At 66.9% G+C, this 12,743-nt stretch carries 13 protein-coding genes; 8 read left to right on the top strand and 5 right to left on the bottom strand.

The window, feature by feature from the left end; genetic code table 11:
* Positions 1-75: 75 nt before the first annotated feature.
* Positions 76-537, bottom strand: coding sequence for an Hsp20 family protein (locus ABS88_RS14730; RefSeq protein ID WP_076073393.1), 462 nt, complete (start codon positions 535-537; stop codon positions 76-78).
* 191 nt (positions 538-728) lie between these two features.
* Here ABS88_RS14730 and gpmA point away from each other — a divergent pair, with 191 nt between their 5' ends.
* Positions 729-1,415, top strand: coding sequence for a 2,3-diphosphoglycerate-dependent phosphoglycerate mutase (gpmA, locus tag ABS88_RS14725; RefSeq protein ID WP_076073394.1), 687 nt, complete (start codon positions 729-731; stop codon positions 1,413-1,415).
* 28 nt (positions 1,416-1,443) lie between these two features.
* Here gpmA and ABS88_RS14720 read toward each other — a convergent pair whose 3' ends face one another.
* The 4 genes from ABS88_RS14720 to ABS88_RS14705 form a co-directional block, all read right to left on the bottom strand.
* The gene (locus ABS88_RS14720) at positions 1,444-3,537 is read right to left on the bottom strand and encodes a TonB-dependent receptor (RefSeq protein WP_104960205.1); all 2,094 of its coding nucleotides are present in this window, start codon (positions 3,535-3,537) and stop codon (positions 1,444-1,446) included.
* A 134-nt stretch (positions 3,538-3,671) separates the two neighbouring features.
* Positions 3,672-4,514 (bottom strand): 2,3,4,5-tetrahydropyridine-2,6-dicarboxylate N-succinyltransferase, encoded by an 843-nt coding sequence (gene dapD / locus ABS88_RS14715; RefSeq protein WP_076073396.1) that lies wholly within the window; start codon positions 4,512-4,514, stop codon positions 3,672-3,674.
* Positions 4,511-5,200 carry a pyrimidine 5'-nucleotidase gene (locus ABS88_RS14710; RefSeq protein WP_076073397.1) on the bottom strand — a complete coding sequence of 230 codons (690 nt, stop codon included), beginning with the start codon at positions 5,198-5,200 and terminating at the stop codon, positions 4,511-4,513. The genes dapD and ABS88_RS14710 overlap by 4 nt, the downstream gene beginning before the upstream one ends.
* A 10-nt stretch (positions 5,201-5,210) precedes the next feature.
* Positions 5,211-5,726 (bottom strand): DNA-deoxyinosine glycosylase, encoded by a 516-nt coding sequence (locus ABS88_RS14705; protein WP_286750044.1) that lies wholly within the window; start codon positions 5,724-5,726, stop codon positions 5,211-5,213.
* Between the two features lie 328 nt (positions 5,727-6,054).
* On the opposite strand from ABS88_RS14705, the gene rpsL reads away from it, so the two are divergent.
* From rpsL to rplD, 7 genes are all read left to right on the top strand, one after another.
* A complete protein-coding gene (rpsL, locus tag ABS88_RS14700; RefSeq protein ID WP_067108793.1) occupies positions 6,055-6,426 on the top strand; it encodes a 30S ribosomal protein S12 in 372 nt (123 codons plus the stop codon).
* 160 nt (positions 6,427-6,586) lie between these two features.
* On the top strand, positions 6,587-7,057 hold the full coding sequence (rpsG, locus tag ABS88_RS14695; RefSeq protein ID WP_067108789.1) for a 30S ribosomal protein S7: 471 nt from the start codon (positions 6,587-6,589) through the stop codon (positions 7,055-7,057).
* Positions 7,058-7,150: 93 nt separating this feature from the next.
* On the top strand, positions 7,151-9,223 hold the full coding sequence (fusA, locus tag ABS88_RS14690; protein ID WP_076073399.1) for an elongation factor G: 2,073 nt from the start codon (positions 7,151-7,153) through the stop codon (positions 9,221-9,223).
* Positions 9,224-9,345: 122 nt separating this feature from the next.
* Positions 9,346-10,536 carry an elongation factor Tu gene (tuf, locus tag ABS88_RS14685; RefSeq protein WP_067108781.1) on the top strand — a complete coding sequence of 397 codons (1,191 nt, stop codon included), beginning with the start codon at positions 9,346-9,348 and terminating at the stop codon, positions 10,534-10,536.
* 167 nt (positions 10,537-10,703) lie between these two features.
* Positions 10,704-11,015 (top strand): 30S ribosomal protein S10, encoded by a 312-nt coding sequence (gene rpsJ, locus ABS88_RS14680; protein WP_011543089.1) that lies wholly within the window; start codon positions 10,704-10,706, stop codon positions 11,013-11,015.
* A 304-nt stretch (positions 11,016-11,319) separates the two neighbouring features.
* Entirely contained in the window at positions 11,320-12,078 is a 759-nt protein-coding gene (rplC, locus tag ABS88_RS14675) for a 50S ribosomal protein L3 (protein ID WP_067108780.1), read from the top strand.
* A 2-nt stretch (positions 12,079-12,080) separates the two neighbouring features.
* Complete coding sequence (rplD, locus tag ABS88_RS14670) at positions 12,081-12,707, top strand: 50S ribosomal protein L4 (RefSeq protein WP_067108779.1); 627 nt, start codon at positions 12,081-12,083, stop codon at positions 12,705-12,707.
* Positions 12,708-12,743 lie beyond the last annotated feature (36 nt).

The raw sequence follows: 12,743 nt of genomic DNA, 5'->3' as shown, positions 1-12,743 counted from the left end.
AAACGGGGCCCGGTCTTCCGGGCCCCGTTCGTCATGCCCCGAGAGGGAGGGGGCACAAGGGTATGAGCGGGCGGGTCAGGCCGCCTGCTTGCTGCCGTCCTCGACCAGCGTCGGCTTGCTGTCGCCGATCGCGATCTTGTGCGGCTTCATCGCCTCGGGCACCTCGCGCACCAGGTCGATGGTCAGCAGCCCGTCGGCGAGGTCGGCACGGTCCACCCGCACGAAGTCGGCGAGCTGGAAGCGGCGCTCGAAGGCGCGTGTCGCGATGCCGCTGTAGAGCAGCCTGCGCTCCTCGCCTTCCCTGGTCGGCGCCTTGCGGCCGGTGATCGCCAGCATGTTCTGCTGCGCGGTGATGTCGATCTCGTCTTCCTTGAAGCCGGCGACCGCGATGGTGATGCGGAAATGATCGTCGGCGACCTTCTCGATGTCGAAGGGCGGATAATTCTCCGCCGAGCCGCTGTTCTCGAGGAAATCGAACAGCCGGTCGAAACCGACGGTCGAGCGGCGATAGGGGGTCCAGTCAAAGCTGTTGCGCATGGGTCATTCCTTCCTTTCCAAGCGAAGTCATGGGGCTGCGGCAAAACCCGCCGCGGCCACCGTCCGGTCCCGTTCCGGCGACCGGATGCGATCAATCTGGTAACGGCCGAAACCATTTCAAGGGGGCATTGGCGTTCCGCGAAAAGCCGCGCTAAGGGGGCCGCGAATCCCCTCCAGCCGAAGGACAGACCATGCCGCAGCTCATCCTCATCCGTCACGGCCAGTCGCAGTGGAACCTCGAAAACCGCTTCACCGGCTGGTGGGATGTCGATGTGACCGAAAAGGGCGCGGCCGAGGCGTGGGCGGCGGGCGAGCTGATGAAGGCGAAGGGCATCGCGCCCGACGTCGGCTTCACCTCGGTCCAGACGCGCGCGATCAAGACGATGAACCTCGCGCTCGAGGCGATGGGGCGGCTGTGGCTGCCGGTCACCAAGGACTGGCACCTCAACGAGCGCCACTATGGCGGGCTGACCGGGCTCGACAAGGCCGAGACCGCGGCGAAGCACGGCGACGATCAGGTGAAGATCTGGCGCCGCAGCTTCGATGTCCCGCCGCCGCCGCTCGACCCGGGCTCGCCGTGGGACCTGTCGCACGATCCGCGCTATGCCGGGATCGCGGTGCCCGCGACCGAAAGCCTGAAGGATACGATCGCGCGCGTCCTGCCCTATCACGAAAGCGCGATCGTGCCCGAACTCAAGGCCGGAAAGACGGTGCTGGTCTCGGCGCACGGCAACAGCCTGCGCGCGCTGGTCAAGCATCTGTCGGGCATTTCGGACGCCGACATCACCGGCCTCGAAATCCCGACCGGCCAGCCGATCGTCTATGATCTGGCGGCCGACCTGACGCCGGGCGAACGCTATTATCTGAGCGAGCGCTGAGCCGGCCCCGCGCCGCGAACGGGACGGATCATATCTGGCCCGTCACGGTGAGCTGGAAATAGCGGCCATAGGCGCGGCGCCGGCTTTCGCCGAAGGCGACGGGGCCGTCGCGCCGGCCGACGAAGACGGTGCGGTCGTAGCCGTCCTTCTGCTCCGCGAGATTGCGGTAGGACAGCTTGACGGTGAAGCCCGCGACATTCTTGTGCTCGACGAAGGCGGTGACGAACGGGCCGGCGGTATATTCGCGCCGGATCGTATCGAGCCGGAATCCGGGGCTGAGGCGCTCGTCCGAATAGCCGCCGCCCCAGGCGAAATCGGTTCCCGGCACATCGTGGCGCAGGCTGAGGTCGGCGATATAATCCTGCCCGAAGCTCTGCTCTCGCCACGCGCCGGTCAGCGGGTCGCGCACGCGGTTGCGCCGCCAGGTGACGTCGGCGTTGATCCGCGCGCCGCGCCACCCCAGCGGATCGAGCAGCAGCGTCCCCTTGGTCGTGATGCGATAGAGATGCGCGGGCGGCAGGTTGCCGCGCCCCTCCTCGGTCGGCGACAGCGGGATCTGGTCGACCAGATCCTGCGCATAGGCATAGGCGAGAGCGATCGACGCATGGCCCCAGCGACCCATGTCCTGCACCACTTCCAGCTCGGTGCGGTTGACGATCGGCGGGACGAGTTCGCCGTTGCCCGTGTTCCCCTGATTGTTCGCGACGTCGACCGAGCTGGCGAAATCGAAGAAGTCGAGCTGGTCGACGCGGCGCTGGAGCAGCCAGTTGATCGTCGTCGCCGGCCCGACCTTCCACGCGAGCGCGAATTTGCCCTTCGGCCGGACGAAGCGCCGCGTCAGCCCGCCCGGCCCCGACGAGGTCAGTTCGCTATATTCGGCGGCGAGGTTGAGCTGCGCGGTCAGGTTGGGCGCCAGCGCCCGGCCCCAGGTCAGCGACGCTTCGGCGCGTCTTTCCTCGACCTCGGTCCGCTCGCCGCCGAAGGCGACGGGAAGGAAGCTGCCGTCGGCCTGGAGCAGCGCATATTCGGCATCGACGTCGAGCGTGTTGTAGGCGCCTTCGAGCGCGACCTGCCAGTCGGTGCCGCCGGCGGTGCGCCAGCCATATTCGCCGCGCAGGATCGATTCGCCTTCGTCGGCGGTCTGGCTGAAGCGTTCGCCGCTGCGCCCGCCCACCGCGCGATCGACGATGAAGGTATCGACGAAGGGGCTGTGCTCGAACCGGTAGAGGGCGATCAGCTTGAGCCGCCCGCCGGCGAGACCGAGTTCGTAATCGCCGCCGATGTCGTAGTTATATTCGTCCTCGGTCACGGTGAACAGCTCGTCGACCCGGCCGATGCCCGGCTGGACCGATTCGCCGCGGGTGCGGTTGTCGATCCGCTGCAATTGCCCGCCGACGCTGGCGTTCCACTTGTTGCCGTTCGCCGTCGTGCGCGTCAGCGCCGCCGACAGGCGCGGCGGATCGTTATAATAGCTGGCATGCTCGTCGCGCACGAAGCGCAGGGCGCCGGCGCCGTCGAACACGCGCTCCGGCCCCCAATGCCCCTGCCGCGTCGCCTCGTTCTTCAGGCTCAGCGTCACGCCGGTGCCGCCGATCCGCCCGGTGGTCGAAATCTCGCCGTTCAGCCAGTTGTTCGCGAGCCGCGACCGCCATTCGGGTTGCCAGCGCAGCGTCGTCTTGAAGCCGCCGCCGCCTTGGCGGCCGGCGACGAGGACGACATTGGCGACCTGTCCGGTCAGCCCCGGCACGTTCAGGCTGGCGCCGTCGACGATGTCGATATGCGCGACATCGCTGGCGGCGATGCGCGCCAGCGCGGTGCGCGCGTCGGTCGCCTTGCTGGCGATCCGCTCGCCGTCGATCAGCACATTCTCGGTCGCCTGCCCCAGCCCGCGCTCGCCACCGTTGGTGCCGGTGACGATCAGGAAGCCGGGAACCTTCTCGACCATGTCGAGCGCGGTGCGCGGTGCGAACCGGGCGAGATCGCCGGGCGTGTAGCGCTGCGCGCCCGCGACGGGCGTGGCGATCGGCGGCGGGTCGTCGCCCGTCACCTCCTGCGCGGCGGCGGGCAGGGCGGACAACGACGCCGTCACGGCGATCGAAGAGATGCGAATCCAGGCTGGCACTTTTCCTCCCCCGTCGCAGCCCTCGACGAGGAGGTCGCGCGCTTCATGCGAATAGTTCGCAATAGGGAGGGTGCACGCGCTTGTCTACCAACGCCCATCGGGCGTCGACGGGCGGCGGGCGGAGCGGTACGGCGTCAGTCGCGCAGCAGCTCGTTGATGGCGGTCTTGGCGCGCGTCTGCGCATCGACACGCTTGACGATCACCGCGCAATAGAGCGACGGACCCGGGCTGCCGTCGGGAAGCGGCTTGCCGGGCAGCGAGCCGGGGACGACCACCGCATAGGCGGGCACCTCGCCGACGAAAACCTCGCCCGTCGCGCGGTCGACGATCTTGGTCGATGCGCCGAGGTAGACGCCCATCGACAGCACCGCGCCCTCGCGCACGATCACCCCTTCGGCAACCTCGGCGCGGGCGCCGATGAAGGCGCCGTCCTCGATCACCACCGGGCCGGCCTGCAGCGGTTCGAGCACGCCGCCGATCCCGGCGCCGCCCGACAGGTGGACGCCCGCGCCGATCTGCGCGCAGCTTCCCACCGTCGCCCAGGTGTCGACCATCGTCCCTTCGCCGACGCGCGCGCCGATGTTGACGAAGCTGGGCATCAGCACCGCGCCCTTGCCGATATGCGCGCCGTGGCGGACGATCGCGCCCGGCACCGCGCGGAAGCCCGCGTCGCGGAAGCGGTTGTCGCCCCAGCCGGCGAATTTCGACGGCACCTTGTCCCACCAGGTCGCACCGCCGGGGCCGCCCTCGATCAGCGCCATGTCATTGAGACGAAAGGAGAGCAGCACCGCCTTCTTCAGCCACTGGTTGACCTGCCATGTTCCGGCATCGTCGCGCTCGGCGACGCGCAGGCTGCCGTCGTCGAGCCCGCCGAGCGCCGCCTCGACCGCTTCGCGCATCGGGCCCCGCGTCGTTACACCCACCGTGTCGCGCGCATCCCAGGCGGCCTCGATCGTCTTTTGCAGGTCGGTCGTCATGAAAATCCCCAAGATTGCGGCAAGCTGTCGAGCCAGTCGGCGATGTCGGTGACGTGGAAATCGACATGCTCCGGCCGGTGGTCGCGATGGCCGCTTTCGCTGCCGTTGTCCAGCCACACGGTGGTCATTCCCAGCGCCTTCGCCGGGGTCAGGTTGCGCGTCATGTCCTCGACGAACAGGCTGGTCGCCGGGTCGACGCCGAGATGGCCGATCATCGCCGTATAGGCGGCGGTGTCGGGCTTGGGCGCATAGCCGGTGACGCGGATGTCGCAGATGCCGTCGAACAGGTCGGCGATCCCGCGCGCGTCGAGCACGCGCGCGGCATAGTCGGCATCGGCATTGGTGAACACCAGCCGCCGCCCCGGCAGCCGCGCGAGCCCGGCGCGCAGCCGCGCGTCGGGGCCGATGCGGTCGAGCGCGATGGCGTGGACATCGGTCAGGAAATTCTCGGGATCGACACCGTGATGGCGCATCAGCCCCGCCATCGTCGTGCCGTGATCGTGGAAATAAAGCTTCTGCACCCGCCGCGCCTCCGCGGCGTCGCAGCCCAGCAGCCGCATGATGAAGGCGCCCATGCGCGCGTCGATCAGGTCGAACAGCTTCGCCGACGGCGGGTAGAGCGTGTTGTCGAGATCGAAGATCCAGCTGTCGATATGGTCGATGGGCGGAGGAGGGGGCGGGGCCATGGCGCGGCGCTTAGGGCTTCGGGGCGGCGGCGGCAAGCGCGGCGCGGAGCGCCTGCCAGCGCGCGAGCTTCGCGTCGAAGCCGATGGTGTGGGCGGCGCTGCTCGACGGCAGGTCGATCAGCGTCACGCCGGGCAGCGGCGGCAATTGCCGCCGTCCGATCGCCGCAGCCTTGCCGCCGTTGAATCCGATCATGCGCAAATCGGGGAGCGTTGCCACCAGCGCGGCGAGATCGTGCGGCCGTGCCTCGCGGATGTCGCCGTCGCTGCTGGTCCGCCGCTCGGCGCTGTGGATCGCGTCCCACAGGCCGATGTGCGCGGCGCGCAGCGCGGCGAGCCGCTGATCGTAGGGCAGCAGCGCGAGCGGCCGGTCGATCACCGCGCCGAGCAGGCGCCAGAACTGGTTGGTCGGATGCGCATAATATTGCCGCTCGGCCAGCGAGCGCGCGCCGGGCAGGCTGCCGAGGATCAGCAGCCGCGCGTCGGCGGCGACGTGCCGGGCAAAGCTGGCGTGGCGCGTCGCGGTCATGCGACGGGGCTATCGGCGGAATGGCGCGCCGACAAGCCGTCAGCGACGCGATCGGCGCAAGACGGTTCTTCTTGACCGGCAGGGGAATCGCCGCTAGGGGCGCCCGGTTCGAAAACGGCGGATGTCCGTCCTTTCGAGTCACAACAGCGCTTGAACATTGCTGGCGCGGATGGAGCCTCCGGAAGATCGCAGCGATCCGCCGGGGTCTTTTGCTGTTATCAGGTCGGCCTTTCTCACGACGGGACGAAGCTTCATCCACCGCGGTACAGTAACCGTTCGCTCCCCCCCCTGAAACGGAAGGATGCGGACACGAAAAGGTGAAGCATTCATGCCCACGATCAACCAGCTGGTCCGCAAGGGCCGGACGCCGCAGAAGGCGAAGTCCAAGGTCCCGGCGATGGAAGCGAACCCGCAGAAGCGCGGCGTTTGCACCCGTGTCTATACGACGACCCCGAAGAAGCCGAACTCGGCGCTCCGCAAGGTGGCCAAGGTTCGCCTGACCAACCAGCGGGAGGTCATCTCCTACATCCCCGGCGAAGGCCACAACCTGCAGGAACACAGCGTCGTGCTGATCCGCGGCGGCCGTGTGCGCGACCTTCCCGGCGTGCGCTATCACGTCCTGCGCGGCGTGCTCGACACCCAGGGGGTGAAGGACCGCAAGCAGAGCCGTTCGAAGTACGGCGCGAAGCGGCCGAAGTGACCCGTCCGGGGGACGGGTCATCCTGGAAAAATCGCCATCAGCGATTTTATCCGGGATTCAGACCCCGACCCCGATCGCAAGGTTTGGTTTAAACTCGCTCCTGGATTCCGGCTTTCGCCGGAAAACAGTTTGAAGCGAAAGATCGTAAAAGGAATATCCCATGGCTCGTCGTCGCCGTCCCGAACGTCGCGAAATCCTGCCCGATCCCCGTTTCGGGGATGTCGTGCTGTCCAAGTTCATGAACAGCGTCATGCTCGACGGCAAGAAGTCCGTCGCCGAACGCATCGTCTATGGCGCGCTCGAATCGGTCGAGGCCCGCGCGAAGAAGGAACCGCTCGGCGTGTTCCACGAAGCGCTCGCCAACATCCGTCCGAGCATCGAGGTCCGCAGCCGCCGCGTCGGCGGTGCGACCTATCAGGTCCCCGTCGAGGTCCGCCCCGACCGCGCGCAGGCGCTGGCGATCCGCTGGCTGATCACCGCGGCGCGCAACCGCAGCGAGACGACGATGGCCGCGCGCCTGTCGGGCGAGCTGCTCGACGCGTCGAACAATCGCGGCAACGCGGTGAAGAAGCGCGAGGACACGCACCGCATGGCCGAGGCCAACCGCGCCTTCAGCCACTACCGCTGGTAAGCACGCGGACGCATCGCGCGTCTCGCAATCGTAACACATCTTCCTATATCGGGGGCGGCCCGAAAGCCTCCCCCAAAACCCAAGGAAAAGACCATGGCCCGCAGCCATCCGCTCGAACGCTATCGCAATTTCGGTATCATGGCGCACATCGACGCCGGCAAGACCACGACGACCGAGCGCATCCTCTATTACACCGGCAAGAACTACAAGATCGGCGAAACCCACGAGGGTAGCGCGACGATGGACTGGATGGAGCAGGAGCAGGAGCGTGGCATCACGATCACCTCCGCCGCGACCACCTGTTTCTGGCGCGACCATCGGCTGAACATCATCGACACCCCCGGCCACGTCGACTTCACCATCGAGGTCGAGCGCTCGCTTCGCGTCCTCGACGGCGCGGTCGCCGCGTTCGACGGCGTTGCCGGCGTCGAGCCGCAGTCGGAAACCGTGTGGCGCCAGGCCGAGAAATACGGCGTGCCGCGCATGTGCTACATCAACAAGCTCGACCGCACCGGCGCGAACTTCTATTATTGCGTCCAGACGATCATCGACCGCCTCGGCGCGGTTCCGGCGCCGCTCTACCTGCCGATCGGCGCGGAGAGCGACTTCATCGGCCTCGTCGACCTCGTCGAAGAGCGCGGCATCGTCTGGAAGGACGAGAGCCTGGGCGCCGAGTTCGAATATATCGAGATTCCCGACGAGCTGAAGGACAAGGCCGCCGAATATCGCGAAAAGCTGATCGAGCTGGCCGTCGAACAGGACGATGCGGCGATGGAAGCCTATCTCGAGGGCACGCTTCCCGACGTCGCCACGCTGAAGGCGCTGATCCGCAAGGGCACGCTGGCGCAGGCGTTCGTCCCCGTGCTGTGCGGCTCGTCGTTCAAGAACAAGGGCGTGCAGGCGCTGCTCGACGCGGTCGTCGACTATCTGCCGAGCCCGCTCGACATTCCCGACGTCCAGGGCATCAACCCGGCGAACGACGAACCCGATACGCGCGAGACGTCGGATTCGGCGCCGCTGTCGCTGCTCGCGTTCAAGATCATGAACGATCCGTTCGTCGGCTCGCTGACCTTCGCCCGCATCTATTCGGGCACGCTGAGCAAGGGCACCTACCTGAACTCGGTCAAGGACAAGAAGGAAAAGATCGGCCGCATGCTGCTGATGCATGCGAACAGCCGCGAGGACATCGACGAAGCCTATGCGGGCGACATCGTCGCGCTCGCCGGCCTCAAGGAAACCACGACGGGCGACACGATCTGCGCCTCGAACGCGCCGATCATCCTCGAGCGCATGGAATTCCCCGAGCCGGTGATCGAGCTGTCGGTCGAACCCAAGACCAAGGCCGACCAGGAGAAGATGGGCGTCGCGCTCAATCGCCTGGCCGCCGAGGACCCGAGCTTCCGCGTGTCGACCGACCATGAATCGGGCCAGACGATCATCAAGGGCATGGGCGAGCTTCACCTCGACATCCTCGTCGATCGCATGCGTCGCGAGTTCAAGGTCGAAGCGCATGTCGGCGCGCCGCAGGTGGCGTACCGCGAATCGCTCGCGAAGCCGGTCGAGGTCGACTACACCCACAAGAAGCAGTCGGGCGGATCGGGCCAGTTCGGCCGCGTCAAGGTGCAGGTCACCCCGGGCGAGCGCGGCAGCGGCGTCACCTTCACCGACGAGATCAAGGGCGGCAACATTCCGCGCGAATATATCCCGGCGGTCGAGAAGGGCTTCCGCGAATCGGCGGAGAACGGCCACATGATCGGCTTCCCGATCATCGATTTCGACATCAAGCTGATCGACGGCGCCTATCACGACGTCGACTCGTCGGCGCTGGCGTTCGAGATCGCCGGCCGCGCGGCGATGCGCGAGGTGGCGGCGAAGGCCGGCATCAAGCTGCTCGAACCGGTGATGAAGGTCGAGGTGGTGACGCCCGAGGAATTCATGGGCGACGTGATCGGCGACCTCAACAGCCGTCGCGGGCAGATCCAGGGCACCGACACCCGCGGCAACGCGCAGGTGGTCGAGGCGATGGTGCCGCTCGCCAACATGTTCGGCTACGTCAACCAGCTCCGCAGCTTCACCCAGGGTCGTGCCCAGTACACGATGCAATTCTCTCACTATGAGGAAGTGCCGACGAACGTCGCCGAGGAAGTGAAGGCGAAGATGGCCTGACCGGCCGCCGGGCCGTGCGGGGGTTGCCTCGCACGGCAAGACCTACTAAGGGCGGCGCCTGATTCAGGCAGGCTCGTCCGGGACTGATCAACTCAACACGCGAACAAGAAGGTTCAAGAAACATGGCCAAGGCTAAATTTGAGCGGACGAAGCCGCACTGCAACATCGGCACCATCGGTCACGTCGACCATGGCAAGACCTCGCTGACCGCGGCGATCTCGAAGGTTCTTTCGGAACGTGGCGGCGGCGCTGCGGTCGATTTCGCCAACATCGACAAGGCGCCCGAAGAGCGCGAGCGCGGCATCACCATCTCGACCTCGCACATCGAGTATGAGACCGATGCGCGCCACTATGCGCACGTCGACTGCCCGGGCCACGCCGACTATGTGAAGAACATGATCACCGGCGCCGCGCAGATGGATGGCGCGATCCTCGTCGTGTCGGCCGCCGACGGCCCGATGCCGCAGACCAAGGAGCACATCCTGCTCGCCAAGCAGGTCGGCGTTCCGACCATGGTCGTCTTCCTGAACAAGGTCGACCAGGTCGACGATCCCGAACTGCTCGAGCTGGTCGAGCTCGAAATCCGCGAAGAGCTTTCGAAGCGCGACTTCGACGGCGACAATATTCCGATTATCGCGGGTTCGGCGCTCGCCGCCCTCGAAGGCCGCGACGACAACATCGGCAAGGAAGCCGTCCTGAAGCTGATGGAAGCCGTCGACAGCTGGATCCCGCAGCCGGAACGTCCGGTCGACCAGCCCTTCCTGATGCCGATCGAGGACGTGTTCTCGATCTCGGGCCGCGGCACCGTCGTCACCGGCCGTGTCGAGACCGGCATCGTCAAGGTTGGCGAGGAAGTCGAGATCGTCGGCATCAAGGACACCAAGAAGACGACCGTCACCGGCGTCGAGATGTTCCGCAAGCTGCTCGACCAGGGCGAAGCCGGCGACAACATCGGTGCGCTGATCCGCGGCGTCGGCCGTGACGAGGTGGAGCGCGGCCAGGTCCTCGCGAAGCCCGGCTCGATCACCCCGCACACCGAGTTCACCTCGGAAGTCTATGTGCTGTCGAAGGACGAAGGCGGCCGTCACACGCCGTTCTTCGCCAATTATCGCCCGCAGTTCTACTTCCGCACCACCGACGTCACCGGCGAGGTCATCCTCCCCGAGGGCACCGAGATGGTGATGCCGGGCGACAACGTCCAGCTGTCGGTCAAGCTCATCGCTCCGATCGCCATGGACCAGGGCCTGCGCTTCGCGATCCGCGAAGGCGGTCGCACGGTCGGCGCAGGGGTTGTGGCGTCGATCACAAAGTAATATAGGGCCGCGAGCCGCGCGATTCGGACGAGTCGCGCGGCTCGTAGCTTACAGGTTTTTGATGGCCTCTCCGGTCTCCCCTCGGGGACTCGGAACAGGCCGTTTCGGCTCTTTCGCCCAAGTTTTTGCTCTTTCGCATCGTCAGACGGGATTCGACTGGAACAGTCATGGAAACGCAGAATATTCGCATTCGCTTGAAGGCCTTTGATCACCGCGTGCTCGATCAGGCCACCACCGACATCGCCGACACGGCGCGTCGGACGGGCGCCCTCATTCGCGGTCCCATCCCGCTGCCGACGCGTATCGAGAAGTTCACCGTGAACCGCGGCCCGCACATCGACAAGAAGTCGCGCGAGCAGTTCGAGGTGCGCACCCACAAGCGGCTGCTCGACATCGTGCAGCCCACCCCGCAGACGGTCGATGCGCTGATGAAGCTCGACCTCGCCGCGGGCGTGAACGTCGAAATCAAGCTGGCCTAAGCCAGCGCAGCCCCGGACTCGATCCGGGGTCTCTATCGGCCAGGCGCCACGGCGCCGGCACACGTCCGGAGCGATCCGGACCGACGATAGGGTGGATACCGCCGGTCGCTTCCATCGGAAGCATCCAGACCGGGCTGCGTCCCCCGTCTCGCCGCACCACCCCATCGGGGCAGGCGGCACCTCAGCCCGGACGGGGCGACGCATCGAAATTTCGGGCTGGGAGGGTTTCCGTCGGGGCGTGTCCCGATGGGGTCCCGCAAGCCGCGCGGAATGGTCCGCCCGGCCTCTGTTAGGAGTATGGATCATGCGGACTGGCGTGATCGCGAAGAAAATGGGGATGACCCGCCTGTTTCAGGACGACGGCCGCCACGTGCCGGTCACCGTCCTGAGCCTCGAAGGCTGCCAGGTCGTCTCCGTGCGCGATAAGGAACGCGACGGCTATGTGGCCGTTCAACTGGGTGCCGGGTCGGCGAAGGCGAAGAATGTCGCCAAGCCGCAGCGCGGCGCCTATGGCAAGGCCGAGGTCGAGCCCAAGGCGAAGCTCGTCGAATTCCGCGTCGCCGACGACGCGACGCTCGACGTCGGCGCCGAGCTGTCGGCCGATCATTTCGTTGCCGGCCAGATCGTCGACATCCAGGGCGTCACGCAGGGCAAGGGCTTTGCCGGCGCGATGAAGCGCTGGGGCTTCGGCGGCATGCGCGCCAGCCACGGCGTCTCGATCAGCCACCGTGCCCATGGTTCGACCGGCAACCGCCAGGATCCGGGCCGCGTCTTCAAGAACAAGAAGATGGCCGGCCACATGGGCGCGCGCAACCGCACCCAGCAGAATCTGGAAATCGTCCGCACCGACGCCGAGCGCGGCCTCCTCTTCGTCAAGGGCTCGGTCCCGGGCTCGAAGGGCGGTTGGCTGCTCGTCCGCGATGCGGTGAAGCTGCCGCGCCACCCCGAGGCCCCCTATCCGGCGGGCGTCAAGAGCGCGGCGAACAGCAACAATGCCCCGGCTGAAACCCCTGCGGACGCAGCGGTCGAAGCACCCGCGGCCGACGGCGCACAGGAGTCCTGATCATGAAGGTCAAGGTTCAGACCCTCGATGGCAAGGCTGGCGCCGACATCGACCTCAACGACGACGTCTTCGGCGTCGATGCGCGTGCGGACATCCTGCACCGCGTCGTCGCCTGGCAGCTCGAGAAGCGCCGCGGCCCCGCCCGCGCCGCCCGCGAGCGCAGCGAAGTCGCCCGCACCGGCAAGAAGTTCGGTCGCCAGAAGGGCGGCGGCACCGCGCGTCACGGCGATCGCAAGGCGCCGATCTTCATCGGCGGCGGCAAGGCGCACGGCCCGCGGGCCCGCACCTTCGGCCATTCGCTGAACAAGAAGATCCGCACCCTCGGCCTGAAGATGGCGCTCAGCGACAAGGCGAAGGGCGGCAAGCTCGTCGTCCTCGACACGCTCGAGCTCAAGGATGCCAAGACCAAGGCGCTCGCCGGCAAGCTCGGCAAGCTGGAGCTTGGCGGCCGCGCGCTCTTCATCGACGGCGACGCCGTGCATGAGAGCTTCGTTCAGGCTTCGGCCAACATCGTCGGCGTCGATGCGCTGCCGGCGATCGGGGCCAATGTCTATGACATCATCCGTGCCGACACGCTGGTCCTGACCCGCGCGGCGGTCGAAAAGCTGGAGGCCCGCTGCAATGGCTAAGGCAAAGACCATCGATGCGCGTCACTATGACGTGAT

This window comes from Sphingopyxis sp. SCN 67-31 (genome assembly GCF_001725095.1).
The sequence above is the reverse complement of the archived record's forward strand: the minus strand, read 5'-3'. Positions and strand labels throughout refer to the sequence as shown.